This is a genomic window from Allobosea sp. WAO, assembly GCF_001509835.1.
GTDB lineage: Bacteria > Pseudomonadota > Alphaproteobacteria > Rhizobiales > Beijerinckiaceae > Allobosea.
In genome coordinates this window covers 137,769-162,609 of record NZ_JXTJ01000010.1, presented here as the reverse complement: position 1 = coordinate 162,609, position 24,841 = coordinate 137,769, and the positions used below count along the sequence as shown (strand labels likewise).

At 67.1% G+C, this 24,841-nt stretch carries 27 protein-coding genes; 5 read left to right on the top strand and 22 right to left on the bottom strand.

Translation table 11 applies throughout. The annotated features are described in order from the left end of the window. Nucleotides 1–152 precede the first annotated feature (152 nt). The 12 genes from ftsH to ybgC all read right to left on the bottom strand — a co-directional run bounded on the left by ftsH (nt 153) and on the right by ybgC (nt 11,887). Nucleotides 153–2,078: an ATP-dependent zinc metalloprotease FtsH gene (gene ftsH, locus DK26_RS19960; RefSeq protein ID WP_066476107.1), complete on the bottom strand. Its 1,926-nt coding sequence runs from the start codon at nt 2,076–2,078 to the stop codon at nt 153–155. Between the two features lie 111 nt (nt 2,079–2,189). Further along, nucleotides 2,190–3,227 (bottom strand): tRNA lysidine(34) synthetase TilS, encoded by a 1,038-nt coding sequence (gene tilS / locus DK26_RS19955; RefSeq protein WP_083533413.1) that lies wholly within the window; start codon nt 3,225–3,227, stop codon nt 2,190–2,192. Nucleotides 3,228–3,232: 5 nt separating this feature from the next. Continuing rightward, nucleotides 3,233–4,105, bottom strand: coding sequence for a tol-pal system protein YbgF (gene ybgF, locus DK26_RS19950; RefSeq protein WP_248310045.1), 873 nt, complete (start codon nt 4,103–4,105; stop codon nt 3,233–3,235). A gap of 186 nt (nt 4,106–4,291) precedes the next feature. Beyond that, entirely contained in the window at nt 4,292–4,792 is a 501-nt protein-coding gene (gene pal / locus DK26_RS19945; protein ID WP_066476103.1) for a peptidoglycan-associated lipoprotein Pal, read from the bottom strand. A 179-nt stretch (nt 4,793–4,971) separates the two neighbouring features. Continuing rightward, nucleotides 4,972–5,640 (bottom strand): DUF2939 domain-containing protein, encoded by a 669-nt coding sequence (locus tag DK26_RS19940; protein ID WP_066476101.1) that lies wholly within the window; start codon nt 5,638–5,640, stop codon nt 4,972–4,974. Nucleotides 5,641–5,755: 115 nt separating this feature from the next. After that, nucleotides 5,756–7,018: a Tol-Pal system beta propeller repeat protein TolB gene (gene tolB, locus DK26_RS19935; RefSeq protein WP_083533411.1), complete on the bottom strand. Its 1,263-nt coding sequence runs from the start codon at nt 7,016–7,018 to the stop codon at nt 5,756–5,758. Nucleotides 7,019–7,125: 107 nt separating this feature from the next. Then, on the bottom strand, nt 7,126–8,247 hold the full coding sequence (gene tolA, locus DK26_RS19930; RefSeq protein WP_066476100.1) for a cell envelope integrity protein TolA: 1,122 nt from the start codon (nt 8,245–8,247) through the stop codon (nt 7,126–7,128). A gap of 46 nt (nt 8,248–8,293) precedes the next feature. Further along, nucleotides 8,294–8,740 (bottom strand): protein TolR, encoded by a 447-nt coding sequence (tolR, locus tag DK26_RS19925; RefSeq protein ID WP_066476098.1) that lies wholly within the window; start codon nt 8,738–8,740, stop codon nt 8,294–8,296. A 12-nt stretch (nt 8,741–8,752) separates the two neighbouring features. Continuing rightward, nucleotides 8,753–9,466, bottom strand: coding sequence for a protein TolQ (tolQ, locus tag DK26_RS19920; RefSeq protein ID WP_066476097.1), 714 nt, complete (start codon nt 9,464–9,466; stop codon nt 8,753–8,755). A 530-nt stretch (nt 9,467–9,996) separates the two neighbouring features. Further along, nucleotides 9,997–10,446: a DUF2852 domain-containing protein gene (locus DK26_RS19915; RefSeq protein ID WP_066476096.1), complete on the bottom strand. Its 450-nt coding sequence runs from the start codon at nt 10,444–10,446 to the stop codon at nt 9,997–9,999. A 310-nt stretch (nt 10,447–10,756) separates the two neighbouring features. Further along, a complete protein-coding gene (locus tag DK26_RS19910; protein WP_066476094.1) occupies nt 10,757–11,404 on the bottom strand; it encodes a TetR/AcrR family transcriptional regulator in 648 nt (215 codons plus the stop codon). Nucleotides 11,405–11,461: 57 nt separating this feature from the next. After that, nucleotides 11,462–11,887, bottom strand: coding sequence for a tol-pal system-associated acyl-CoA thioesterase (ybgC, locus tag DK26_RS19905; protein WP_066476093.1), 426 nt, complete (start codon nt 11,885–11,887; stop codon nt 11,462–11,464). A 171-nt stretch (nt 11,888–12,058) separates the two neighbouring features. Here ybgC and DK26_RS19900 point away from each other — a divergent pair, with 171 nt between their 5' ends. Next, nucleotides 12,059–12,271: a hypothetical protein gene (locus tag DK26_RS19900; protein WP_066476091.1), complete on the top strand. Its 213-nt coding sequence runs from the start codon at nt 12,059–12,061 to the stop codon at nt 12,269–12,271. An 18-nt stretch (nt 12,272–12,289) separates the two neighbouring features. On the opposite strand, the gene DK26_RS19895 is transcribed toward DK26_RS19900, so the two are convergent. Genes DK26_RS19895 through ruvA form a run of 4 tightly spaced genes read right to left on the bottom strand, consistent with a single transcriptional unit; the run spans nt 12,290 to nt 14,965 of the window. Continuing rightward, nucleotides 12,290–12,826: a DUF3828 domain-containing protein gene (locus DK26_RS19895; RefSeq protein WP_066476090.1), complete on the bottom strand. Its 537-nt coding sequence runs from the start codon at nt 12,824–12,826 to the stop codon at nt 12,290–12,292. After that, nucleotides 12,823–13,869: a Holliday junction branch migration DNA helicase RuvB gene (gene ruvB / locus DK26_RS19890; protein WP_184231715.1), complete on the bottom strand. Its 1,047-nt coding sequence runs from the start codon at nt 13,867–13,869 to the stop codon at nt 12,823–12,825. The genes DK26_RS19895 and ruvB overlap by 4 nt, the downstream gene beginning before the upstream one ends. After that, complete coding sequence (locus DK26_RS19885; RefSeq protein ID WP_066476087.1) at nt 13,866–14,351, bottom strand: GNAT family N-acetyltransferase; 486 nt, start codon at nt 14,349–14,351, stop codon at nt 13,866–13,868. The genes ruvB and DK26_RS19885 overlap by 4 nt, the downstream gene beginning before the upstream one ends. Then, nucleotides 14,348–14,965: a Holliday junction branch migration protein RuvA gene (gene ruvA, locus DK26_RS19880; protein ID WP_066476085.1), complete on the bottom strand. Its 618-nt coding sequence runs from the start codon at nt 14,963–14,965 to the stop codon at nt 14,348–14,350. Before ruvA ends, DK26_RS19885 begins: the two co-directional genes overlap by 4 nt. 88 nt (nt 14,966–15,053) lie before the next feature. Between ruvA and DK26_RS19875 the strand changes: the two genes are divergently transcribed. Next, nucleotides 15,054–16,265, top strand: a complete 1,212-nt coding sequence (locus DK26_RS19875) for an FAD-binding oxidoreductase (protein WP_349236330.1) — start codon at nt 15,054–15,056, stop codon at nt 16,263–16,265. Here DK26_RS19875 and ruvC read toward each other — a convergent pair. Beyond that, on the bottom strand, nt 16,253–16,762 hold the full coding sequence (gene ruvC / locus DK26_RS19870; protein WP_066476084.1) for a crossover junction endodeoxyribonuclease RuvC: 510 nt from the start codon (nt 16,760–16,762) through the stop codon (nt 16,253–16,255). The genes DK26_RS19875 and ruvC overlap by 13 nt on opposite strands. Nucleotides 16,763–16,920: 158 nt before the next feature. On the opposite strand from ruvC, the gene DK26_RS19865 reads away from it, so the two are divergent. Then, nucleotides 16,921–17,700: a sulfite exporter TauE/SafE family protein gene (locus DK26_RS19865; protein ID WP_066476082.1), complete on the top strand. Its 780-nt coding sequence runs from the start codon at nt 16,921–16,923 to the stop codon at nt 17,698–17,700. Nucleotides 17,701–17,821: 121 nt separating this feature from the next. Here DK26_RS19865 and DK26_RS19860 read toward each other — a convergent pair whose 3' ends face one another. After that, entirely contained in the window at nt 17,822–18,568 is a 747-nt protein-coding gene (locus tag DK26_RS19860) for a YebC/PmpR family DNA-binding transcriptional regulator (RefSeq protein WP_066476081.1), read from the bottom strand. A 213-nt stretch (nt 18,569–18,781) separates the two neighbouring features. Between DK26_RS19860 and DK26_RS19855 the strand changes: the two genes are divergently transcribed. Together DK26_RS19855 and DK26_RS19850 are read left to right on the top strand one after the other, a co-directional pair. Further along, complete coding sequence (locus DK26_RS19855; protein WP_066476080.1) at nt 18,782–20,131, top strand: globin-coupled sensor protein; 1,350 nt, start codon at nt 18,782–18,784, stop codon at nt 20,129–20,131. 102 nt (nt 20,132–20,233) lie between these two features. Further along, entirely contained in the window at nt 20,234–22,240 is a 2,007-nt protein-coding gene (locus DK26_RS19850; RefSeq protein WP_066476079.1) for a PhoX family phosphatase, read from the top strand. 20 nt (nt 22,241–22,260) lie between these two features. Here DK26_RS19850 and DK26_RS19845 read toward each other — a convergent pair whose 3' ends face one another. From DK26_RS19845 to DK26_RS19830, 4 genes are all read right to left on the bottom strand, one after another. Then, entirely contained in the window at nt 22,261–22,548 is a 288-nt protein-coding gene (locus DK26_RS19845; RefSeq protein ID WP_066476078.1) for a hypothetical protein, read from the bottom strand. Nucleotides 22,549–22,572: 24 nt separating this feature from the next. Next, nucleotides 22,573–23,163: a TetR/AcrR family transcriptional regulator gene (locus tag DK26_RS19840; protein WP_066476077.1), complete on the bottom strand. Its 591-nt coding sequence runs from the start codon at nt 23,161–23,163 to the stop codon at nt 22,573–22,575. Between the two features lie 191 nt (nt 23,164–23,354). Continuing rightward, nucleotides 23,355–24,437, bottom strand: a complete 1,083-nt coding sequence (gene fba / locus DK26_RS19835; RefSeq protein WP_066476075.1) for a class II fructose-bisphosphate aldolase — start codon at nt 24,435–24,437, stop codon at nt 23,355–23,357. Between the two features lie 94 nt (nt 24,438–24,531). Next, nucleotides 24,532–24,792: a hypothetical protein gene (locus DK26_RS19830; RefSeq protein WP_157089743.1), complete on the bottom strand. Its 261-nt coding sequence runs from the start codon at nt 24,790–24,792 to the stop codon at nt 24,532–24,534. Between the last annotated feature and the right edge of the window lie 49 nt (nt 24,793–24,841).

Sequence of the window (24,841 nt, the reverse complement as noted above, 5' to 3'; positions counted from 1 at the left end):
GGCCAGCTTCTCACAAATTGTGACGAAACGTATCCGTCGAGCGCCGCAGCAAGCTTCTGCAGCGGAATGCGATGCGCGAACGCGGGAAAACCCCGCCTTCAATAGAAAAGGGCGGCCCGTGGGGCCGCCCGATCTCTCGCCTCCGAAGCCCCTCAGGCCTGCGGCTGCGGCTCCAGGCCGGCATCCGGCTCACCGCGCTTACGACCCTTGCCGGCGCTCGGCACGGCCGAGCCGCGCGGGGCATGCGGCGTGTCGTCCGCGTCGCGCGACGGGCGCTTGCCCGCGATCAGGTCGCGGATCTCGTCGCCTGTCAGCGTCTCGAACTCGAGCAAAGCCTCGGCCACCGCGACGAACTCGTCATGGTGCTTGCTAAGGATCTCCTTGGCGTCGAGATAGCCCTGGTTGACCAGGCGGCGAACTTCGCTGTCGATCTTCTGCGCCGTCGACTCCGAGATGCTCTGGCTGCGGCCCATCGACATGCCGAGGAAGACCTCTTCCTGATTGTCGCCATAGGCGACCAGGCCGAGCTCCTCCGAATAGCCCATCTGTGTGACCATGGCCTTCGCCATCTTGGTGGCCTGCTGGATGTCGCCGGTGGCGCCGGAGGTGATGTTCTCCTTGCCGAAGGTGATCTCCTCGGCGACGCGTCCACCCATGGCGACCGCGAGCTGCGAGGTGAACTCCTTGAACTTCATCGAGTAGCGGTCGCCTTCCGGCAGGAACTTGACCATGCCGAGCGCACGTCCGCGCGGGATGATCGTCGCCTTGTGGACCGGGATGCCGGCCGGGACATAGAGGCCGACGATGGCGTGACCGGCCTCGTGATAGGCGGTCAGCTTCTTTTCCTCCTCGGACATCGCCATCGATTTGCGCTCGGCGCCCATCATGACCTTGTCCTTGGCGTCCTCGAATTCGAGATGCGTGACCATGCGCTTGCCGCGGCGGGCAGCGAGCAGGGCGGCCTCGTTGACCAGGTTCATCAGGTCGGCGCCGGAGAAGCCGGGCGTGCCGCGGGCCAGCACCTTGAGGTCGACATCCGGAGCGAGCGGGACCTTGCGGACATGCACGCGCAGGATCTTCTCGCGGCCGGCGACGTCCGGGTTCGGCACGACGATCTGGCGGTCGAAGCGGCCGGGGCGCAGCAGCGCCGGGTCGAGCACGTCCGGACGGTTGGTCGCGGCGATGATGATCACGCCCTCGTTCGGCTCGAAACCGTCCATCTCGACCAGCAGCTGGTTGAGGGTCTGCTCGCGCTCGTCATTGCCGCCGCCGAGGCCGGCGCCACGATGACGGCCGACAGCGTCGATCTCGTCGATGAAGATGATGCAGGGCGCGTTCTTCTTGGCCTGCTCGAACATGTCGCGCACGCGGGAGGCGCCGACGCCCACGAACATTTCGACGAAGTCGGAACCCGAGATCGTGAAGAACGGCACGTTCGCCTCGCCGGCGACGGCACGCGCGGTCAGGGTCTTACCCGTACCCGGAGGGCCGACCAGCAGCACGCCGCGCGGAATGCGGCCGCCCAGGCGCTGGAACTTCTGGGGATCGCGCAGGAACTCGACGATCTCCTGCAGGTCTTCCTTGGCTTCGTCGATGCCGGCGACGTCCTCGAAGGTGACGCGGCCATGCGCCTCGGTGAGGAGCTTCGCCTTCGACTTGCCGAAGCCCATCGCCCGGCCGGCGCCGTTCTGCATCTGGCGGGACATGAAAATCCACAGGCCGATGAAAATGACGAAGGGCAGCGAATTGACCAGGAGCGCCATGAACCAGGGCGTGCCCTCGGAAGGAGCCCGCGCCGAGACCTGAACGCCCTTCTGCGCCAGCGTCTTCAGCAGCGCCGGATCGCCATAGGGCGCATAGGTCACGAAGCTGCGCCCATCCGTGAAGGTGCCGGTGATCTCCTGCCCGGCGACCACGACATTGGTGATGCGCCCGGCCTCGGACTCGTTGATCAGCTGGCTGTAGGGGATCTCGTTGGTGCTGACCCGCTGGCTCGGGCTCTGGAACAGAGTGACGAGCGCCAGGACCAGCAGGAAGATCACCACCCAGAGGGCGAAATTTCGGAAGTTCGGATTCATCAGGGTTCCGATCCGCTCTCCAGCGGAAATGCCGGACGAGCCTGAGATTTTCACGGTCTAATCTAGGAGCCTATCCCCTTCTTGCCAAGGGAAGGCTGCGTTTTGCTCGCCTCATTCCCCCTCAGGGTGAACACCGCGTCGCCGCGGCGGTTCTGGTGCAACCATCAGGGCCCCGTCGCCGGTAAGCCGGAGCATGCAGCCGGCGAGCGTACGCCGGAGAGCCGCGCCGCGTCGTGCGGCCTCGGCCAGGGCAAGGGCGCAGCTTTCCAGCCGTTCGAGACGCATCTCGGCCTCCGGCTGCGACACCGCCAGCGCGCGCGCCAGAACGCGGATCACGATCTCGTCGGGCTCGCGGCACAGGCCGACGAAATCGAGCCGCAAACCGTCGCCGCCGCGCGTCGACAAGGCCGGAAGCAGGCCCGCAGCCCGCTGGTCGAGCGCCTGTTCGGCGCGCGCCAGGCGTGAAGCCAGCTGAGCGAGCCGGGTCGGCGTCAGCCCTTCCTCGGCGAGCTGCGGCATCAGCGCGCGCCAGCGCACCCGGATGAAGCGCGGATCCTCGTTCGACGGATCGCTGGCATGATCGAGCCCGCGCGCCAGGCAGGTGGCGACGAGGCGCTGCTTCGCCACGCCGAGCAGCGGGCGGGCGAGCGGCACACCCTCCTTGACGGTGCGCGCGCGCATGCCGACGAGCCCTGCGGGGCCGGAGCCCTTCGCCATCCGCATCAGCAGGGTCTCGGCCTGATCGTCGAGCGTATGGGCGGTGACGATCACGGCGCCTCCGAGCACCCTCGCCTGCCCGGCCAGCAATTCATAGCGAGCCAGCCGCGCCTGCTCCTGCAAACCGGAGCCAGGCTTCTCGCCTTCCCAGCGGAGCACGGCATGGTGGACGGCGAGGCCAGAGCATATGAGCCCGACCGCCGCCGCCTCGGCAGCGGCCTCAGATCGCAGGCCGTGATCGACGGTTGCGGCATGGATTGCCGGCCGTCCGGCACAGGCGCGCGCCCAGTCGGTGAGCAGAACGAGCAGGGCAACGGAATCGGGACCGCCAGAAACCGCGACCAGCAAGCGCTCCTCGGCGGCCAGCGGCGCGAACAGCGCCTCGGCTTCGGCCTCGGAGAGCGCGACCGCCTTGGCGGCTGCAGGCTGCACCGCGCTCAAGCGCAGCGAGCGCGCTTCTGCTCGCGCTCGACGCCCTTGCGCACCGCGTTCGAGGCCGACGGGAAGTCGACTCCGACCTTAGCATAGGTCGCGCAAGCCTGGTCGCGCGCGCCGAGCCCGTTCAGGGCCATACCGAGCTTCAGCAGGCTGTCGGCGCCCTTGCCGGCCTTGGGATAATCGCGCGAGATCTTCAGGAACTGCTCGGCCGCTTCGCGATAGCGCTGGCGCTGGAAATAGCTCTCACCAAGCCAAAACGTGGCGTCGGGCGCGAGGCGGTCACGCGGATAGCTCTGCAGGAATTCGCGAAAGCCCATCTCCGCCCGCTCATACTCCTTGCGCAGCACATGGGCATAGGCGACGTCGTAAATTTCGCGCGAGCTGGCAGCCTGGCCTGCGGCGGCGACGCTCGGACCGCGCGGCGCGGTCGGCGACAGCGCGCCCTGCGGACCCGGACGGCCAACGCCGGAAATGTCGAGCGGCCCCTGCCCTGCGGTCGAGCTGCCCGCGAAATCATCGTCGATCACCTCGCCGATCTGGCGCGGAGCGCCAGCGGAGCCGGGATTGGCGGCGGGATCGAAGGCATCGCCGCGACGCTGGCGCGCCGGCTGCGGCGGCTGGCCTGCCGGCGGAGAGGCCGGCGCCGCGCCGGAGCGCGAGCCGCCGCGCTCCGAAAGGCGGAAATCGACATCTTCTTGGAACTTGCGCAGCTGCTCGGTCAGCCGCCGGTTCTCGAACTGGAGCTGCTCGATCTGCCCCGACAGCTGACGCAGCTGGTTCTCGAGCCGTGTCGTACGCACCAGCAGGTCCGCCGCATCCTGCGCCGACGCGGGCAGCGCCGCCGCCCCGATCGCCAGCAGCAATGCCGTCACGGCAACGCCACAACGAGCACCGAGCCGCTTGGAGGCGGAACCAAAGAGCTTCGAACCAGTCATCATCAAGCAAACCGCATTATTCGGAACCGGAAACTATCACACCCCGATACCACGGCCAAAATATGAAAGGACCGGCGCTTTCCTTTCGGGAAGCGCCGGTCCTTGCGTGATCGATCGAGAATGTCAGACGCCGGCGCCGGCGTCGAGCACTGTCACCGAGCGGCGGTTCTGCGACCAGCAGGAGATGTCGTTGCAGACCGCGACCGGGCGCTCCTTGCCATAGGAGATGGTGCGCATCCGGTTGCCCGGAATTCCGCGCGAGGCGAGGTAGTCGCGGACCGTCTGGGCGCGGCGGGCGCCGAGCGAATAGTTGTATTCGCGGGTGCCGCGCTCGTCGGCATGGCCTTCGATGGTGAAGGTGTAGCGCGGATAGCGGCCAAGCCAGGCCGACTGCTTGTCGAGGGTGGCAACGGCGGTCGGCGTCAGATCGGTCGAATCGGTCTCGAAGAAGACGCGGTCGCCGACATTGACGACGAAATCCTGGGCGCTGCCAGGGGTCGCCGCTCCGCCGGCACCGAAGCCGTCGGCATTCTGGTCTTTGGCGCAGGCGCCGAGGGCGAGCGCCCCGAGAATGGCGACGGCGAAGCGCGTGGTGCGGGCGCTGGCGGCGAGGGACGCGAGCATGTCTGTTCTCCGGACTTTCAAAGGCGAGAGCGCGCCTTGGCGGCATCGCACGTGCAGTAAGAAATGATCTATCAACCTAAACGAGACCTTGCCAAACCAAGGCGAAGTGGCGGCATTGCGGCACATGGTTAACCAAATCTCTCGAATGACCGCATTCCCGTTGCTGTGACAGAATTGCATCAAGAGGCGCGGTCGGTGCGGCTCTTCAGTTCGTCCGCGAGCCGGGCGAGCACCGCCCTCGGCAGCTCGAGCGCGCGCAGCTTCCAGTACATTCCGGAAAGCCCGAAGCGCAGCCGATAGGCGTCCTGTTCGTCCGCGGACGCAGCCTTCGGGGGCACCGTCACCGCGAAGCTCGCCAGACCGTCGAATCCGGAATTCCAGAACAGCGTCCAGGCATCGCCGAACCCACCGGCCCGGGGCAGCGCCAGCCCCGGCCCCAGGAATTCGCCCGCGGATGTCGCCGAGCCTCGTTCGGTCAGCAATGCGGCTATCGCCGCAGGCGTGAGATGCTCGGCAATGATCGCATCGACGAAGCCCGTCGCCGCTCCGGCGACGACCTGGCGGGCGAGCGGATCGAGCCCGCGCGCCTGCGGATTGCGGGAGATATAGGTGCGGACGATCTGGCGGGCGAAAGACATGCGCAGCGCCGGAAGATCGATGCGGGTGAGGACCTCGTCCGTCGCTCCGGCATTGGCTGCCTGGGCAAGGCGCGCCGCACCGACATAGGGCGAGAGCCAGTAGCCGAGCACGATGGCGAAGAGCAGTCCGAGCACGATCCACCTGCCGCGCCGTGACGGCAGCGTGGCTAGGTCTTCGGCATCGTCGCGGTCGGGACTCGTCTGCGCCATCCGCTCTCCCTTCAAGGCCGGGGCGTTGCAACGCCGACGGTGAAAGGAGAACGTGTCATGGCCGCGAAGCGGAAGCCTCGCTCACCGGCTCGTGAACGAGGCCGGCCGCAGAGCCTCAGCGCGCTGCGGTCAAAAGCGGCGACCAGGTCGGGTCGGAGGCGAAGGCCGGCGTCGGCACCGGGATTTCGACCCGGCCGGTGATGTCGACCATGTAGAGCTTGCCGCCCGACTGGCCGCCGGGGTCGCGGAAGAACATGATGTACTGGCCGTTCGGCGCCCAGTTCGGCGCCTCGTTGTGGAAGCCCTCGGTGAGGATGCGCTCGCCCGAGCCGTCGGGCCGCATCACGCCGATCGAGAAGGCGCCGCCGCCCTGACGCGTGAAGGCAATGAGATCGCCGCGCGGCGACCAGGAAGGCTGCGAATAGGAGCCCTGGCCGAAGGAGATGCGCTTGCCCTCCCCGCCGCCGGCGCCCATCACATAGAGCTGCTGCGAGCCACCGCGATCGCTCTCGAAGACGATCTGCGCGCCATCGGGCGAATAGGAGGGCGAGGTGTCGATCGCTGGGGTCGAGGTCAGCCGCGTCGTGGTGCGCGAGCCGATGTCGATCGCGTAGAGATTGGCATTGCCGCCCTGCTGCAGGCTGAGCGCGATGCGCGCGCCGTTCGGCGAGAAGCGCGGGCTCGTCGTCATATCCGGGAAGTTGCCGACGACCTGGCGCTGGCCGGTCTCGATGTTCAAGACATGGACGCGCGGCTGCTCGCCGGTGCGCTGCGCCATGTAGGTGACTTCCTGCGCCACCGGCGAGAACCGCGGCGTCACCACCGAGATCGCGCCATCGGTCAGGTAGCGCACATTGGCGCCGTCCTGGTCCATGATCGCGAGCCGCTTGCGCCGGCTCTCCTTCGAGCCGGATTCGTCGACGAAGACGACGCGGGTGTCGAAGAAGCCGCCGACGCCGGTGACCTTGCTGAACACCGCATCCGAGATGATGTGGCCGACGCGGCGGGAATTATTGGGGTCGGTGAAGTATTGCTGGCCGTCGATCTGCTCGCCGGTCAGCACGTCCCAGAGCCGGAACTCGGCCTTGAGGCGGCCGGAGCCGTCGCGCGAGACGCGCCCCGTCACCAGCGCCTGGATGCCGGCCGATTTCCACGCCTCGAATTGCGGGACGCTGTCGAAGGGCGGGTTCTTCTCGGGGTGGCGCGCCTTCTCGATCGGCAGGAAATAGCCGCAGCGCTTCAAGTTGTTGGTGATGATGCCGGAGACCTGAATGCCCCCCTCGCCCGCGAAATCCGCGATCGCGATCGGCATCGGCTGGAAGGTGCCCTTGCGCAGGTCGATGACCAGCTCGGACCGAGCCGCGGCCGGCAGCAGCATCGTGCCGGCAAGCGCGGCACCGCCGAGAGCCAGGGCATGGCGGCGCGTCAGCCCGGATGCGCGCGGCGCCGTCCGGATAAGGGGGAGAGAGTAGCGGTCGATCGCGGTCACAGCACGTCCCTTGCGTCGAAATTGACGACGACATCGCGCCAATCGTCATAATACGCGGCAAACTGAGCGGGAATACGCAGCGGCGAGCAGCGCCGCGTCGCCGTCAGCGCCGAATCCGCCGCGACCCGGAAGAGCGGGTCGGACGAGGAATTGGTCACGCTCGCCTGGCCGAGCAGCGAGCCGTCGGTGTTGAGCTTCATCCGCACCTGCGGGACCACCGGACGCGGCGAGCTCTGCAGCGCGATCGGCACGTTCCAGCATTTCTGCAGCTGGTCCTGGATGATGCCCATCAGCTGAGCCCGCAGCGAGGGCGAGAGCTTCTGCGACGAGCCGGTCTGGGTGCCGAGCGATGCCGTGCGGTTGACCTGCGGCGCGCTCGCTCCCGAGGACTGCGCCTGCTCCTTCGACTGCAGCAGCTTGGCGATGTCGTTCGGATTGAAATTCTTGGCGATCTCGGCCTCGCGCTTGGCCTTCGCCTCAGCCTCGCGCTTCGCCTTGGCTTCCGCCGCGAGCTTCGCCTTCTGCTCGGCTTCCGCCTTGGCCTTGGCTTCGGCTTCCGCCTTCGCCTTGGCGAGCTTGGCGGCTTCCGCCTTGGCCTGCGCCTCCGCTTCGGCCTTCGCCTTGGCGGCCGCCTTTGCCTCTTCCTCGGCCTGCTTGGCCTTGCTCTCGCGCTCGGCCTCCTCGGCCAGCTTCGCCAGCTCCTCGCGGCGCTGCTCGGCCTCGCGGGCCGCGGCCTGCTCGGTCTTCTGCGGCGGCTGCTTCACCGGTTCGGCCGGCGGCGTCGGCTTCGGGGTCGGCCGCGACGGCGGCAACGGTGCCGCGACATTCTCATCAGCGACCTTGAGCTCGGCCGGCCGCGAGGGCGGCGCCGGCGTGTCGTGCTTAGCCTCGCCGGCCTCCTTGCGCTCGACGATCTCGGACTGGCGCTCGGCGCGCTGCTGCGGCTGCTCCTGCACCTTCTCGGCCTGGCGCTCGCCGCGCGTCACCTGGTTCAGCGCGGAAGGATCGATGACCTCGACGGCGATCGCTTCCATATGCTCCGGCAGCGGGTTCGGCGAGGAAAACGCCAGCAGCCCCGCGACCAGGAAGGTCGCGTGGCCAAGGGCGGATATCGCCATGCCCGGTTCGGAACTGGAGATCTTCAACGCCGTCAGACTCCCCCGTTCACCGCGCGCTCGGCTCGGTGACCAGCGCGACGCGCTTGAAGCCGGCGCTGGTGATCGTCGACATCACCGAGGCGACGCGGCCGTAGTCGACCTGCTTGTGGCCACGGACATAGATCCGGTCGTCGAAGCCCTGCTTGGCGATCGCCTGGAGTTTCTGCACGAGATCGGGCTCCAGCGTCGGCTGGTCCTGCAGGAAGATCTGGCCCTTGTCGTCGATGGCGATGGTGATCGGCTTCTGGTCGACATTGATCGGCTTGGCGCCGGTCTGCGGCAGGTCGATCGGCACGCCGGACGCGATCAGCGGCGCCGCGACCATGAAGATGATCAGGAGCACCAGCATGACGTCGATGAACGGCGTCATGTTGATCTCGGCGATGGCGCCGTGCCGTCTGCGGCGGCTGCGACGTCCCCCGGCCTTGGCGCCGGCTGCGGCTGACATGCCCATCCGCGCCGCCCCTTAAGCCGCCAGCCGTTCGTCGATCTGCCGCGACAGGATCGCGGAGAACTCGTCGGCGAAGGCTTCGAGCCGGTTCTGCGCCTTGGCGACCTCGGCCTGGAGCTTGTTGTAGGCCATCAGTGCCGGGATCGCGGCGAACAGGCCGATCGCGGTGGCGAACAGCGCCTCGGCGATGCCCGGCGCCACGACGGCGAGCGAGGAGTTCTTGGAGACCGCGATCGCGGTGAAGGAGTTCATGATGCCCCAGACCGTGCCGAACAGGCCGATGAACGGAGCCGCCGAAGCGATGGTCGAAAGCACCAGCAGCTTCGATTCCAGCCGCTCCGCCTCGCGCTGGATAGTGACGTCGAGCACCTTATCGATGCGCTGCGACAGGCTCGCGACCGAGCGCCCGCCATTCTCGAAGGAGCGCTTCCATTCGCGCATCGCCGCGACGAAGACCGCCGCCATGTCGCTGACCGGCCGGTTGGCGAGCTCGCGATAAAGCTCTTCGAGCGACCGGCCAGACCAGAACACCTCCTCGAAGGCGTCCATGTCGCGGCGGGTGCGGCGGTAGAGCAGGGTCTTGTCGACGATGATCGACCAGCACCAGACCGATGCGGCGAGCAGGCCCATCATCACGATCTTGACGACGAAATGGGCGTGCCAGAACAGCGACCAGAACGACATGTCGATCTGCGGCGCGACCTGCGCGACCTCCGCGGCGGGGTTCATCCTGTCATCCTTCTGCCTGGCCGATGCGAAATCCGACCGACTCCGCACAGCCCGCTAGACGCGTCGCGAAGTTCGCGCCGCCGCCCGATCTGCGCTCCGGGGATATGCCGTCAGAACCAATCGCCGCTGAATCCGGCGAAAGATGGGCCAAACGGCGATATTCGGCGCGCCAAAGGCCTTGTTTCGGATTAAGGCCCGATCAACCTTAACAGCCCTCGTGGTTAACATCGGGTTATGGCGCCGGGCCTGCGGCGAACAGCGGCGGCGCGCGCAAGGGCGTAAATGCACAGGTGCAAACGCCTGGCCGCCCTGCCCCAAGCGCTGAAAGGTGACGCCGCGCGCCCGGCAGGCAAGCACCCGACCCGGCCTGCCTGCGGCGATACTGCTCTGCCGACCAAGGCGCCTTCAGCCTGATCTTGCTCGTGACGAGGCGTTGCAGGAACGCGGAGCCGGCTAGCGAGTCGCCAAAGCAAAACGGCCCGCCTCCCAGAGGGAAGCGGGCCGCGAAAGCTGTGGGGTCGCTGATGCGATCAGGCGTTGCCGGGGGCCTCGGCATCCGGCGCAGCCCGGCGGCGCTCGCCCATGAACTCGTCGAACTCGGCCTTGTCCTTGGCCATGCGCAGCCGGCCGAGGAAATCCTGGAATTCGCGCTGCTCATCCTCGAGGCGACGCAGCGTCTCCTCGCGGTACTCGTCGAAGGCGCGGTTGCCGCTGGAGGGACCACGCCCCCAACCGCCGAAGCCGGAGCGGCCCCAGCCCTGCCCGCCGCCCATGCGATCGCGCAGGCGGTCCATCTTGTCCTGCAGGCGGCTCATCCGGTGCTCGTAACGCTCTTGTCCGCAACCATGTCCCATGCGTCCACTCCAAAACAGAAAGACCAGGGTCGCCAGACCCAGCGGCCAGAAGATGATGAAACCGAGCACTGCGAATGCGAGCCAGGCTCCTTTCCCATATTCGTCAAGCTTGGCGACGATCGGCATCGTTCCCTCTCGAAACTGAATGGCGGCGGCGGATGCCGCTGCCGGCCAACCTCCCCGATCGGCGGATGCCGACGGTGTGAATGTAAATCACATTCACATATCTGGCCGCAGCTGCCAAGCGTTTCAAGACGGAGGGCTCCAATTTTTTGGGCAGACACCTTCCCTGACTTGTCATCCCGGACAGGCCGCGTCAGCGGTGCTGATCCGGAATCCATGCCTGAATCTTTCCGAGAAAGGCTCCGGAATGGATCCCGGTTCTCCGCTTCGCTGCGCCCGGGATGACGATGAACCGAAGAAGTGAGGAGAACGTTCAGCCAGCCTGCTCGGGCGGCAGGCCGAGGCCCTTGAGGTAGACCAGCATCCCGGCCTCCAGCAGGTCGGAGGCCGACATCGGCAAGGGCCGCCTGCCGCCATCGGCCCGGCCGAACAGGGCGGCGACGCCATGCGACATCGCCCAGATATGCAGCGCCATCATCAGGGCCGGCGGCCGCTTACCCTGCGGCAATGCCGCGATCAGCGTCTCGGCGGCCTGGCGCAATTGCTGGAAGGAGCGGTCGGCGGCGGCCCGCAATTCCGGGCTGGCATCGAGCGGCACGCCGGCCTCGAACATCGCCGAATAGAAGGCCGGCTCGTCATGCGCGAAGGCGAGATAGGCCCGGCCGAGCCGGTGGAAGGCGGTTTCCGGATCGGGCTTGCCGCCATCCCAGGCCTTGGCCAGGGCGGCCTCGAAGGCAATGAAGCCGCGCACCGCGACATCGGCCAGCAATTCGTCGCGGTCGCGATAATGGCGATAGGGCGCGGCGGGACTGACGCCGGCCATGCGGGCCGCTTCGGCGAAGGTGAAGCCGTTCGGCCCCTTCTCGCCGATCAGGCCGAGCGCGGCGCGGATCAGCGCTTCCTTGAGGTTGCCGTGGTGATAGCCCCGCGGCTGACCGGGCTCGTCGCGTTTCCAGCTCATGTTACGGGCACTAACATGGCGCTCGGACCGGGTCGATGCCAGTCCGAGCAGCCCCGCTCAGACGATCTCGAGCCCCAGCCGGTGCCTCAGCACGTCGGGGATGCGCCGCGCCTTGCCGCCACCGACGCAGGCGACCTTGACCTGTGCCGTGATCAGCACTTCCTCGCCGCGCAATATGCGCTGGTCGAGCTCCATGGTGGCGCCGCGCGCCAGCGTCGGGCGCGTCTCCACCGTCAGCAGATCGTCCATCACCGCCGGCCTGACGAAATCAATCGTCATGCGCCGGACAGCGAAGCCGAGCGCCTGGTCGCCGTCGAACAGCTCGCGCTGCTCGATCCCGAGCGCGCGGATCAGCTCGGTGCGGCCGCGCTCCATGAAACGCAGATAGGAGGCGTGATAGACGACGCCGGAGAAGTCAGTGTCCTCGTAATAGACGCGGACGGAAATCCGGTGGCCGGCGGGCGCAGCGTTCGATTCGGTCATTGAGGCTCTCGGGCGGCCGGCTCCAGAGAGCACAGCCGCGCTTCCTTTCGCGGGCGTGCCGCGAGCTTTAGCCCCGAAGGCAGCGCGACCACAACCGCCCGCTCCTGCCCGCAAGGGAACCTCGCCAATCCCTACAGGTTATCACCGGGCAACCGGACGGAGACCAAGTCGATGGAGAAGCTGCGACACGCGGCCCAGCAGGCCAAGGCCCGCAAGGCGCTGGATCGGAAGCGCAAGGCGGAAACCGAGCCGGCCCGGCCGGAAAGTCGCAACCCCGACCAGGGCATGCAGCCGATCGAGAGCGATCGCGAAGCGCCGTCCGGCGCACTCGATCATGCCGGCCAGCTTCCGGCCATGCAGCGATCCAAATTCGCGCGCCAGTAGACGAAGCCGCCGCGCGTCTCAGCGCTTGCAGGGCTTGCCCATGAACGAGCCGCAGTCATAGGGCTGCGCCAGGGCCTCGCGGACCGAGTAGTCCTTGCCGTCGAACTGGTCGATGATGTCGTCGATGCGCCAGCCGCCATTCTCCCGCACCATCCTGAACTGGACGGCGACGGGCTTGCCGAAGCTGCGGAAGCTGGCAATGACCGTCGCCTTGCCCGGCGCGACCGGGATGGTGTCCAGGCTCAGCTTCTTGATCTCGCCGTCCTGACCATTGAGGAAAGGGTCGGCGCCGATCTGGCCCATCTCGCCGCTCTCCTCCTGATAGAGATCGTCGCGGGCGAAGAGTGCGGCAAGTTCCCGGCTCATCAGCCGGTCCCGGTGTGGCGGCCGCCAGGCAGGCTTGCCGGCCCCCTTCAGCGTCTTGATGGTAATCGCGTAGGCCTCTGCGACAGGCCCGCGTGGCGAGACATCGTCCGCTCGCACCGGGGCGGCCGACATGGCGATCTGCCCGGAAAGGGCGAGTGCCAGCGTTAGCGTCTTACCCCTGCCGGTCACGCCTCGTCGTCCTCGTCGCCGAACAATCCGAACTGCGCCGTATCGCGCTTGGGCTCGGCCATGCCGAGATGCCGGAAGGCATGCGCGGTCAAAAGGCGCCCACGCGGCGTGCGCTGCAGAAAGCCCTGCTGCAGCAGGAAAGGCTCGATGATCTCCTCGATCGCGTCGCGCGGCTCGGAGAGTGCCGCCGCGATGGTCTCGATGCCGACCGGGCCGCCACCGAAATTCACCGCGACCATGGTCAGATAGCGCCGGTCCATCAGGTCGAGGCCGATCCCGTCGACCTCAAGCAGGCTGAGCGCCTTGTCGGCGACCTTGCGGGTGACGATCGCATCGCCGTCGACGATCGCGAAGTCACGCACCCGGCGGAGCAGGCGCCCGGCGATGCGCGGCGTCCCGCGCGAGCGCCGCGCGATCTCGTTGGCGCCGTCATCCGACATCGGCACGCCGAGCACCCGCGCGCCGCGCGCGACGATGCCCTGCAGTTCCTCGACCGTGTAGAATTGCAGCCGGACCGGAATGCCGAAGCGGTCGCGCAGCGGCGTCGTCAGCAAACCGGCCCGCGTCGTCGCGCCGACCAGGGTGAACTTCGGCAGGTCGATTTTGACCGAGCGCGCCGCCGGCCCCTCGCCGATGATCAGATCGAGCTGGTAGTCCTCCATCGCCGGATAGAGGATTTCCTCGACGGCCGGATTGAGCCGGTGGATCTCGTCGATGAAGAGCACGTCGCGCTCTTCGAGATTGGTGAGCTGCGCCGCAAGGTCACCGGCCTTGGCGATCACTGGTCCCGAGGTCGAGCGGAAATTGACGCCGAGCTCGCGCGCCACGATCTGCGCCAGGGTCGTCTTGCCGAGGCCGGGCGGCCCGACGAACAGGACATGGTCGAGCGCATCGCCGCGGGTGCGCGCGGCGTTGATGAAGACCTGCAGATTGGCCCGCGCCGCCGCCTGGCCGGTGAAATCGGCGAGCGAGAGCGGCCGCAGCGAACTCTCGCTGTCGTCGTCCCGGCGCTCTGGCGTCACCAATCGGCGGGGTTCACTCACAACGCGATCTCCAATTCGAGCGCGTCGCGCACGGGCAGGCCCTGATAGCCGGTCTTGATGATCGTCGGGATCACCGAGCGGTAGGCATCGATCGCTTCGACATAAAGCCCCGAGAAGCGGAATCCGAGCTTCTGGTAGAACGCCAGGCCCGGCATGTTGTCATTGGTCAGCATGGCCCGCAGCCTGACGGCGCCGCGCGCCTTCGCCGCGGCTTTGACCGCATCGAGCAGCCGCTCGGCCGCGCCTTCTCCGGGCTTCAGCGCATGCAGCGCGCAAAGCACCGCGGTGTCGCCATCAGGCGCCCAGCTCGCCAGCGCCAGCGGCTCGCCGGCGGGCGTGAACAGGCCGAGCAGCGGAATCTCGGCACAGTCATAAGTCTTCAGCCCGATCATCATGCGATGCGAGCCCCAATGCCGCATCATCAGCGCCAGGAACGCGCTCTTGTCCTCGATCTCGCGGACCAGTTCCGGCGCGCGGCTCATTTCGCCAGTTCCTTCAGGCCCAGCCGGATCAGTTGCGCCGTCCCGGCGCCCTCCCCGGCAGCCCGCGAAGCGGCCGCGACCGCTGCCACGGCCTGCGCCTGCGGATAGCCGAGATTGGCCAGGGCCGAGACCGCATCGGCGACCGGCTGCGGCAGGCGCTTGTCATCGAGCGCACCGGCGAGCTCGGCGACGCCGGCATCGATATGGCCGAAGGCCGGAGCCTTGTCCTTGAGCTCGGCGCAGATCCGCTGCGCCAGCTTCGGCCCGACGCCGGATGCGCGGGCCACCGCCGCCTTGTCGCCGGTCGCGATCGCCGTCGCCAGCGCCCCGGGCTCGAGCGTCGAGAGGATCGCCAGCGCGACCTTGGCGCCGACGCCCTGCACCGTCTGCATCAGGCGGAACCAGTCGCGCTCGGTATCGGACAGGAAGCCGTAGAGCCGGATCGCATCCTCGCGAACATGCGTCTCGATCGAGAGCGCCGCGGCCTCGCCGGTCTTGGGCAGGCGCTGCAGCGTGCGCGACGAGCACTGCACGACATAGCCGACGCCCTGAACGTCGACGATGACGAAGTCCTCGCCATACGAATCGATGAGGCCCTTTAGCTTTCCGATCATGCCATCCTGTTAGCATGATCGCCCCTTCCAGCCAGCGCGGATCATTCGCGGCGATCATGCGTTCTCCACCAGGATTGGGGAGTGCCGCGTGCTGACGAAAAAGAGGGACCTGCGGACCGGCCGCTCGGTCTGGCAGGAGAAGCGGGCGCCTTCCGTGCCGGGCTGGCAGCTTACGGGCGATGCGAGCGCAGATGTCGTCGTGATCGGCGCCGGCATCTCCGGCGCGATGGTCGCCGATATGCTCAGCGAAGCCGGGCTGGACGTGCTGATCGTCGACCGGCGCGGCCCGGTCCGTGGCTCGACCGTCGCCAGCACCGCCCTCCTCCAATACGAGATCGACCAGCCCCTGACCAAGCTCTCCCGCCAGATCGGAGAGGAGGCGGCGATCCGGGCCTGGCGGCGCTCGCGGCTGGCGCTGGACGGGCTTTGCGCCCGCATCCGCGCCCTGTCCCTCGCCCCGATGCGCCAACGCGATTCGCTCTACCTCGCCGGCAATCTGCTCGATGCCGAAGCCCTGTCCCGCGAGGGCGAGGCACGCCGCCTCGCCGGATTCGAGACCGCCTTCCTCGACGCCGCAGCGCTCGAGGAACGCTTCGGCATCAGGCGCCGGGCCGCCCTGCTCGGCTATGACAATGTCGAGGTCGATCCGCGCGCCCTCGCCGCCGCGTTCCTGCGCATAGCGATCGCCCGCGGCGCGCGGCTCGCCAGCCCGGTCGAGATCGTCGACATCGATGCCAGGCCGCGTTCCGTCGTCCTGCGCACCAAGGCCGGCGCCCGCATCAGCAGCCGCCATGTCGTGTTCTGCACCGGCTACGAGATCCCTTTCGGACACGAGCCGAAGGGGCATCAGGCGATCTCGACCTGGGCGATCGCCACCGTCCCGCAACCGCGGCGCCTCTGGCCGGAGCGCTGCTTCATCTGGGAAGCGTCCGAACCCTATCTCTATCTGCGCACCACGCCCGACGGCCGCGTAATCTGTGGCGGCGAGGACGAAGATTTCGTCGATGAAGAGGCGCGCGACCGGCTGATCGCGGCCAAGACCGGAACGCTCCAGAAGAAGCTCGCCGGGCTTTTCCCCGAACTCGACACTGAAGTCGACTTCGCCTGGGCCGGCACCTTCGGCGCGTCGACCACCGGGCTGCCGACGATCGGCGAGATGCCCGGGCGGAAGAATTGCTGGGCCGTGATGGGTTTTGGCGGCAACGGCATCACCTATAGCCGCATCGGCGCCGAGATCGTCCGGGCCGGCCTCACCGGCAAGGGCGACCCGGATGCCGAGCTCTACGCCTACCGGGCCTGATACTTCGCCAGCATCGCCCGGGCACCGCGATGCTGGGCATGGCAGATCGCTACCGCCAGCGCATCGGCGGCGTCGGCGCTCCTGGTCTCCGCCTTGGGCAGCAGCACGCGGATCATCGCCTGCACCTGCTTCTTGTCGGCGTGGCCGACGCCGACCACCGTCTTCTTGACGAGGTTCGCCGCATATTCGGCGACCTCCAGCCCCGCCAGCGCCGGCACCACCAGCGCGACACCGCGCGCCTGACCGAGCTTCAGCGCCGATTGCGGGTCGCGATTGACGAAGGTCTCCTCGACCGCGACCTCGCCCGGCGCATGGGCGGCGATCACGCCGGCGATGCCGTCGTGCAATTGCCGTAGCCGCTCGGCGAGCGTGGCCTTCGGCTCGCTTTCGACGACACCGCAGGCGATGAAGCTGAGCTTGGTCCCCTCGCTGAGAATGACGCCCCAGCCGGTCTTGCGCAGGCCGGGGTCGATGCCGAGGATGCGAATCAGATTCATCGCGGCAAACTAGAGCGCCGCCGCCTGCGGTGGAACCGTGCCGGGCGATCGATACCGGACGATCGATGCTTGCCGCTCATCGCTGCCATCACTGCAACGGGGGTTGATCGCGCCACGGCTTGGGGTGAGGTGAAGCCTTCGCCATTGCGCCCGAGGCCATGCTCGAACTCCTAGCCCCCTTCTTTCCCGCCATTTCTGCCTCGGGCATCGCCACGCTGCTCTTCGCAACCTTTCTCGGCGGGCTGGTGCGCGGCTTCACCGGCTTCGGCTTCGCCATGGTCTTCATGCCGCTCGCCTCGGTCGTGCTCGGCCCGGTCGCGGCGCTAGGCCTGATCTGGCTGATCGACATGCCCTTCGCCCTGCCGCTGGCAGCGCGCTCGGCGAAGCGGGCCGAATGGCGCGAGGTCGTTCCGCTCCTGGTCGCGGCGACGCTGACCTTGCCGCTCGGCCTCGCCTTACTGATCTGGCTTGACCAGACGACGATGCGCTGGCTCCTCGCCGCGCTCGTGCTCGGCACGGTGGCGCTGCTGGGTTCCGGCTGGCGCTATCACGGCCAGCCGGGCATTCCGCTTTCGCTCGGCGTCGGCGCCCTGTCCGGACTCTGCAACGGGCTCGCCAGCATCGGCGGCATGCCGCTCGCCGTGTTCTGGCTCGGCGCCCAGCGCAACGACCGGCACAAGACGCGCGCCAACATGCAGACCTATTTCGGCCTGGGCACGATCGTCAGCGGCACCATCCTCTGGATCAAGGGCATCCTCAGCGCCGCCGGCCTGCTGATGGCGCTGCCGCTTTTCCTGATCTATGGCGCCGGCCTCTGGATCGGCACACACGCCTTCGGGCTCGCCTCCGAGCAGACCTTCCGGCGGATCGCCTATCTGACGATCTTCCTCAGCGCGATCGCCGGCCTGCCGCTCTGGGATTCCTGGCTCGGGCGATAACGGGCCAGAGCCGTCATGCTCGCCCTTGTGGCGAGCATCCACGTCTTGACCACCGCCCTTCAGAGAGGAGGCGTGGATGGTCGGGACAAGCCCGACAATGACGCGATTGACTGTCCGGCCCTCAGCCGCTGAGCTTCGCCATCACATCGTCGGCGATCTCGAAATTGGCGAAGACGTTCTGAACGTCGTCGTCATTGTCGAGCGCTTCCATCAGCCGCATCATCGACGCCGCCTTCTCCTCGTCGAGCGGCGCCGTCGTCGTCGGCCGCCAGACCGGCTTGGCCGAGGCCGGCGCGCCGAGCGCGGCTTCCAGCGCCTTGGAGACCTCGTTGAGCGCGTCGAAGGCGCACAGGATGGTGTGGCCGTTCTCGTCGCTGATAACGTCGTCGGCGCCGGCCTCGATCGCGGCCTCCATCACCTTGTCGGCATCGCCGGCTTCGGCGGGATAGCTGACCTCGCCGACCCGGTTGAACATGAACGAGACCGAATTGCTCTCGCCCATCGCCCCGCCGGACTTGGTGAAGTAGGAGCGCACCGCCGAGGCCGTGCGGTTGCGGTTGTCGGTCAGCGCCTCGACGATCACGGCCGCGCCGCCCGGGCCGTAGCCCTCGTAGCGGACCTCGTCATAGTTCTCGCCCTCGCCGCCGATCGCCTTCTTGATCGCGCGCTCGATATTGTCCTTCGGCATGTTTTCCGCGCGCGCCGCCAGCACGGCCATGCGCAGGCGCGGGTTCATGTTCGGATCGGGCATGCCCATCTTGGCGGCGACGGTGATTTCACGGGCCAGCTTCGAGAACAGCTTGGAACGCACCGCGTCCTGCTTGCCCTTGCGGTGCATGATGTTCTTGAACTGGGAATGCCCGGCCATGGCTTGGTCGCCTCCGCTCTGATCGTTGCGGCAGCCCGGCGCCGCGCGCAGGCGCGGGTTATAGTCAGCGGGATCGGCAGGAAGCAAGCACGCGCCACTGCTTTTTCGCGATGACGCACTGCCTTTCGCGCGTGCTTAAGCCTTTGTTTTCGAACTCCTCGCAATGTCCTCGCGAACCTGTCAGCCCATCGCCGAGATCGCAAGAAGTTGCGTATGAGCAACGCCATCGCCCAGCACGACGCGCGTCTGCGCACCTTCCGTATCGACGAATACGACCTCGCCTTGCTGCACGGCCAGCGTGACTTTGCGCGCGAGCGCATGCCCGGTCTGCTGCAAGGGCTGCACGACCGTTTCGAAGCCTGGCCCGAGATCCACCGCGCCATGCAGCAGCCGGAGGTCCATGCGCTGCGGCTGGCCCATTGGATCAGGCTGGTCTCGGGGGAACTCGACGACGACTTCCTGGCATCGGCCCGTACGCTCGCCACCGCCTTCCATGACCATGGCGTACCCGTCCATGGCGTCGCCATCTGCCATGCCATCGTCGGCAATGCGATCGGCGCCGAACTCGGGCTGCAGCGCGAGGGGCTCGGCCGCCTGCGCTTCTGGCAACGCAAGGAACTCAACCGGCGCATCGCCCTGCGCGCCGCGCTATTGAAGGCCATCCAGTTCGACCTGGAATTGCTGCTCGAGACCTACACGCTCGTGCAGAAGCAGAGCCGCGAGACGTCCCAGGGTGAGATCGCCGCCTTCGAGGTCACGGTACGCGACGTCGTCGCCTCGGTCGCCGGCAGCGCCCGTGTGATCGAGACGCTCGCGCGCACCATGAACGACACCGTGCAGGAGACCGGGATGCAAGCCCTCGCCGCCGCCAGCGCCTCCGATGCGGCGTCGGAGAATGTCCGCAACGTCGCCAACGCCGCCGAGGAACTCTCGATCTCGCTCCGGCACATCGCGGCGGAGGTCACCGGCGCCACCACCAAGACCCATGACGCCAGTGCAGCAGCGCAAACGACCGAGGTCATCGTCAAGAGCCTGGCGCAGTCGGCGGAAACCATCGGCTCGATCGTCGACCTGATCCGCGACATCGCCGAGCAGACCAACCTGCTCGCCCTCAACGCGACGATCGAGGCCGCCCGCGCCGGCGAGGCCGGCCGAGGCTTCGCCGTCGTCGCCCAGGAGGTCAAGCTGCTCTCCGAGCGCACCGGCAAGGCGACCGACGAGATCGCTGCCCAGGTTCCGACGATGCGGGCCCATAGCCGCGAGGCCATCCTCGCCATCGAGAGCATCGCCGGCTTCGTCTCCGGCATGGATCAGACGACCCTGACCATTGCGAGCACCATCGAGCAGCAGCGCGCCGCAACCGAGGAAATCGCCCGCAGCGTCAGCTTCGCCGCGCAGGGAACCCAGGAGGTCGCCCACACCATCGGCGCCGTGAACGAGTCGGCCCAGGCCGCCGGCGCCAGCGTCGGCGACGTTCTCGGCGTCGCCCAGTCGCTGACCCGCCAGGCAGAGGGTCTGGCCGATGCCTTCGAGAATCTGACCCGTCGCAGCCGCGTGGCCTGAGAACCGGCACCGGCCGCTCGCGACGTCACCTGCCTGTCAACCGCTCCAGCTAGCTTGCAACCGTTCCAATCGGAAGCGAGCTTAGGGCATGGAGAGCCGGTGATGGGCGACGATACCCAATATGAATCGACCTTCGGCGCGAGCCTGCTCGAGCATGAGGACGCAGCCCCGCAGAACCTGACCGACAACCCGACGATGGGTGAGCTGATCGGCCAGCGCTTCTCGCGTCGCGGCCTGCTCAAGGGCGCGCTTGCCGTCTCGGCGATCTCGGCGACGGTCGGCACTGCCGCTTTGGCGACCGCCGAACGGGCGGAAGCGCGCGGCAGCGAAGGCTCAGCCTTCGCCTTCAAGGAGGTCGCGGCCGGCGTCGACGCCGACCACCATGTCGCCGAAGGCTACGACGCCGACGTGCTGCTGCGCTGGGGCGACCCGCTCTTTCCCGATGCGCCGCAGTTCGATCCAGCCAAACAGACGCCCGAAGCCCAGGCCAGGCAGTTCGGTTACAACAACGACTTCGTCGGCTACCTGCCCCTGCCCGGCGCGGCCGACCCGTCCGCCCATGGCGTGCTCTTCGTCAATCACGAATACACCAACCCGCATCTGATGTTCCCCGGCGTCGTCGAGATCAAGGACGGCAAGCCGGTGATGAAGAACGCGACCAAGGAGCGCTACTCCATCGAGGCGATGGCCCATGGCGCGACCGTCGCCGAAATCCGCCGGACCGACGGCAAATGGGCGCTGGTCAAGGATTCAAAGCTGAACCGCCGGATCACGGTGGCGACCGAGATGCAGCTTTCCGGCCCCGTCGCCGGCACGGAGCGCGTCAGGACCAAGGCCGACACCTCCGGCCGCAAGGTCTTCGGCACGCTGAACAACTGCGCGGGCGCGATGACGCCCTGGGGCACCTTCGTCTCCGGCGAGGAGAACTTCCACGGCTATTTCTCCGGCAAGCTGCCGGAAGGCCATCGCGAGGAGGCCAATTACAAGCGCCTCGCCATCCCCTCCTCACCTTATGCCTGGGGCCGCTTCGAAGAGCGCTTCGACCTCGCCAGCGAGCCCAATGAGGCCAACCGCTTCGGCTGGATCGTCGAGATCGACCCCTTCGATCCGAAATCGGTCCCGAAGAAGCGCACCGCACTCGGCCGCTTCAAGCATGAGGGCGCCGACAACATCGTCGCCAAGGACGGCCGCGTCGTCGCCTATCTCGGCGACGATGAGCGCTTCGACTATGTCTACAAATTCGTCACCGCCGGGCGCTTCGATCCGAACGATCGCGCCGCCAACATGGACCTGCTCGATTCCGGCACGCTCCATGTCGCGAAATTCGCCGCCGACGGCACGCTCGAATGGATGCCGCTGGTCTTCGGACAGGGGCCACTCACCGCTGCAAACGGCTTCGCCAGCCAGGCCGACGTGCTGATCGAAACCCGCCGCGCCGGCGACCTGCTGGGCGCCACCAAGATGGACCGGCCGGAGGACATCACGCCCAACGGCGTCAATGGCCGCGTCTATGTGATGCTGACCAACAACACCAGCCGCAAGGACGAGCAGGTCGACGCCGCCAATCCGCGCGCCAAAAACGCCTTCGGCCACATCATCGAGATCATCGAGGATGGCGGCGACTTCACCGCGACCAAAGGCAGATGGGAAGTGCTGCTGAAATGCGGCGACCCGTCCGTCGCCGCCGTCGGCGCGAGCTTCTCGACCGAGACCAGCAAGAATGGCTGGTTCGGCATGCCCGACAATGCCGTGGTCGATTCCGCCGGGCGCCTATGGGTCGCGACCGACGGCAACGGCCCCAAGGAGACCGGCCGCACCGACGGTCTCTGGGCGGTCGATACGAAGGGCGCGGCACGCCGCACCTCAAAACTGTTCTACCGCGTGCCGCACGGCGCCGAGCTCTGCGGCCCCTGCTTCACGCCCGACGACACCACCGCCTTCGTCGCGGTCCAGCACCCCGGCGACGACGGCCCGGACTGGCCGGAATTCGGCCGCCGCTCCTATTACGAGGATCTCTCGACCCGCTGGCCGGATTTCAAGCCGGACATGCCGGTGCGCCCCTCGGTGGTCGCGATCACCCGCAAGGGCGGCGGCAAGATCGGCGTCTGATCCTGCCGGCGCCTTGCCCGTCAGTTCAGCAGGAAGGCGAGCCGATCATCGGCTCGTCCGGCAGCGATCTCGAGGACATCGGCGCCGACGACATCCTCGGCGACGAAGGGGTCCTCCCGCAGGCGCGCATCGAGCTCTTCGCGTGACAGCTTGTGCGCGAGAACCATGCCGCCGCCTCCCGACTTCAGGCTGCCCGTCAGCAGGAAGACGCCGTCATCGAAGCCGCGCCTGATCCAGTCGTTATGGGCCGGCATCAGGACTGCCGCACGGGACTTGTTGGCGGAGAAGCGGAGCGCGACGACAAACATAGGGCTACCTTTCCGGCGAATGGATCAGGCGACTGACAGGGTGTTTTCGAGCGGTTTCAGGCCTTCTAGCCAAGCCGACATGTCCTCGACCTCCTGCTGGATGAAAGCCTCGTCGTGAAAGGCGGCCGCCAAGGTTGCGACGCCCTGGCTGCGCATCAGCACATGCATCGCCAGCCTGTCCGCTTCGGCCGCACAGCCGAGCGCGACGAACTGCGACGCGAGCCAGTCCCGGAACAGGGTGAAGATCTCGGCCGCGTACTGCTGTGCGTGATGGTCGAGTTTCGCAAGCTCGTTGCAGAGCGTGCCGACCGGACAGCCATGGCGCATGATCTTGGTGCGATTGGCGGTCAACATGCCGATGAAGCAACCTATGCGCGCGCGCGGCGTCTCGACCTCTCCCTGCCAGCGCTCCAGCATGCTGCGCGTCCGGTCCAGCCGCAATGCGATCACGGCCGCGAGAATCTCGTCCTTCGCCCTGAAAAGATAATAGAAATTCCCGCGGGAAATGCCGACGGCCGCCGCGATGTCGGCAAAGGCGGTCGGCTCGTAGCCGCGCTCGTAGAAGAGCTGATCGGCCGCAGCGACGATTTGCTGCCTGGTGGCGGCTGCCCTCACGCCGGACCTCCCCGTTCTCCCTGCGGACCGAACATCTCGCTAGGTCACCCGTCCTAAATCTCAATTAGGACAAACGACCTAAATCGTCAAGGGTTTGTATCGGCCAAAGAAAAACGCCGCCGGAAACCCGGCGGCGCTGGAACTGAGTTGGCTGCCACGGCGAGCGGCAGCCCAAGGACTTGCGACTGGGCTCAGGCCGCCTTCTTGGCGCCGAAGGTCGGGTCGAGCTCGCCCTTGGCATAGCGCTTGGCCATGTCGGCCAGGGTGATGACGCGCTTGATCTTCGAGGCTTGGCCGGCGGTGTTGAACTCTTCCAGGCGCTGCTTGCAGAGCTTGGTCATCGCTTCCATGGCCGGCTTCAGATACTTGCGCGGATCGAACTCGCCGGGGTTCTCGGACAGGATCTTGCGGATCTGGCCGGTCATCGCCATGCGGTTGTCGGTGTCGATGTTGATCTTGCGTACGCCATGCTTGATGCCGCGCTGAATCTCCTCGACCGGGACGCCCCAGGTCTGGGGCATCTTGCCGCCATACTGGTTGATGATGTCCTGCAGGTCCTGCGGCACCGAGGACGAGCCGTGCATGACGAGATGCATGTTCGGCAGCTTCTTGTGGATCTCCTCGATGACATGCATCGCCAGGATCGCGCCGTCGGGCTTGCGCGTGAACTTGTAGGCGCCGTGCGAGGTGCCCATCGCGATGGCGAGCGCATCGACCTTGGTCTCGGCGACGAACTTCACCGCCTCGTCGGGGTTGGTCAGGAGTTGGTCGTGGCTGAGCTTGCCCTCGAAGCCGTGGCCGTCCTCCTTCTCGCCCTCGCCGCTCTCGAGCGAACCGAGCACGCCGAGCTCACCCTCGACCGAGATACCGCCGAGATGGGCCATGTCGGTGACGGTCTTGGTCACGCCGACATTGTAGTCCCAATCGCCCGGGGTCTTGCCGTCGGCCTTGAGCGAGCCGTCCATCATCACCGAGGTGAAGCCGGCCTGGATCGCGGTCATGCAGGTCGCCGGCTCGTTGCCGTGGTCGAGATGCACGCAGACCGGGATATGCGGGTAGATCTCGGTGACCGCGTCCATCATGTGCTTGAGCATGATGTCGTTGGCGTAGGAGCGCGCCCCGCGCGAGGCCTGGATGATCACCGGAGCGTCGGTAGCGTCCGCAGCCGCCATGATCGCCAGCGCCTGCTCCATGTTGTTGATGTTGAAGGCCGGAACGCCGTAGTCGTTCTCGGCGGCATGGTCGAGCAATTGGCGAAGCGTGATACGGGCCACGATGATCCTCCGGTTGGACTCTGCTTTACCCGGAGGGTTTAGAATCGAACTGTGGCGGACGCAAAGCGAAAGCCGACGAAAGCGTGAATCCGGCTCAGCGCAGTCGCGCTTCGACAGCCGCCATCCGGTCCTCCAGCTTGACGATACGGTCGATCTCGAGCTGGTTCAGTCGCTCCTCATAGACGCCCGCCGTCCCGCGCATCATTACCAGCATGGCAGCCGTGTTACGGCGCTCCTGCTTCTGGATCACTTCGAGACGATCGAGGCGTTCCGTCACATCGCGACGAAACGCAGCAAGATCTTCCTGAATTTTCATCAGGATTTGCGGGACAACGTCTTTGATGTTCTCGCTCATGAACGAGAACATAGCATAAACATTCCGCCACGCAACCGCAGGCTGCGGC

Bases quoted from the DNA above. Each gene is read 5' to 3' on its own strand.
- DK26_RS19885 (WP_066476087.1), bottom strand. From the start codon at position 14,351: ATGAGCCGCGCGCCGGAACTGGTCCGCGAGATCGAGGACAAGAGCGCG.
- ftsH (WP_066476107.1), bottom strand. From the start codon at position 2,078: ATGAATCCGAACTTCCGAAATTTCGCCCTCTGGGTGGTGATCTTCCTG.
- DK26_RS19860 (WP_066476081.1), bottom strand. From the start codon at position 18,568: ATGGCCGGGCATTCCCAGTTCAAGAACATCATGCACCGCAAGGGCAAG.
- ybgC (WP_066476093.1), bottom strand. From the start codon at position 11,887: ATGACCGAATCGAACGCTGCGCCCGCCGGCCACCGGATTTCCGTCCGC.
- DK26_RS19830 (WP_157089743.1), bottom strand. From the start codon at position 24,792: ATGAGCGAGAACATCAAAGACGTTGTCCCGCAAATCCTGATGAAAATT.
- DK26_RS19915 (WP_066476096.1), bottom strand. From the start codon at position 10,446: ATGCCGATCGTCGCCAAGCTTGACGAATATGGGAAAGGAGCCTGGCTC.
- pal (WP_066476103.1), bottom strand. From the start codon at position 4,792: ATGCTCGCGTCCCTCGCCGCCAGCGCCCGCACCACGCGCTTCGCCGTC.
- DK26_RS19845 (WP_066476078.1), bottom strand. From the start codon at position 22,548: ATGTTTGTCGTCGCGCTCCGCTTCTCCGCCAACAAGTCCCGTGCGGCA.
- tolQ (WP_066476097.1), bottom strand. From the start codon at position 9,466: ATGAACCCCGCCGCGGAGGTCGCGCAGGTCGCGCCGCAGATCGACATG.
- DK26_RS19940 (WP_066476101.1), bottom strand. From the start codon at position 5,640: ATGGCGCAGACGAGTCCCGACCGCGACGATGCCGAAGACCTAGCCACG.
- tolB (WP_083533411.1), bottom strand. From the start codon at position 7,018: ATGCTGCTGCCGGCCGCGGCTCGGTCCGAGCTGGTCATCGACCTGCGC.
- ruvC (WP_066476084.1), bottom strand. From the start codon at position 16,762: ATGAATCTGATTCGCATCCTCGGCATCGACCCCGGCCTGCGCAAGACC.
- DK26_RS19850 (WP_066476079.1), top strand. From the start codon at position 20,234: ATGGGCGACGATACCCAATATGAATCGACCTTCGGCGCGAGCCTGCTC.
- tolA (WP_066476100.1), bottom strand. From the start codon at position 8,247: ATGGCGATATCCGCCCTTGGCCACGCGACCTTCCTGGTCGCGGGGCTG.
- tolR (WP_066476098.1), bottom strand. From the start codon at position 8,740: ATGGGCATGTCAGCCGCAGCCGGCGCCAAGGCCGGGGGACGTCGCAGC.
- DK26_RS19865 (WP_066476082.1), top strand. From the start codon at position 16,921: ATGCTCGAACTCCTAGCCCCCTTCTTTCCCGCCATTTCTGCCTCGGGC.
- DK26_RS19910 (WP_066476094.1), bottom strand. From the start codon at position 11,404: ATGAGCTGGAAACGCGACGAGCCCGGTCAGCCGCGGGGCTATCACCAC.
- ruvA (WP_066476085.1), bottom strand. From the start codon at position 14,965: ATGATCGGAAAGCTAAAGGGCCTCATCGATTCGTATGGCGAGGACTTC.
- DK26_RS19855 (WP_066476080.1), top strand. From the start codon at position 18,782: ATGAGCAACGCCATCGCCCAGCACGACGCGCGTCTGCGCACCTTCCGT.
- DK26_RS19900 (WP_066476091.1), top strand. From the start codon at position 12,059: ATGGAGAAGCTGCGACACGCGGCCCAGCAGGCCAAGGCCCGCAAGGCG.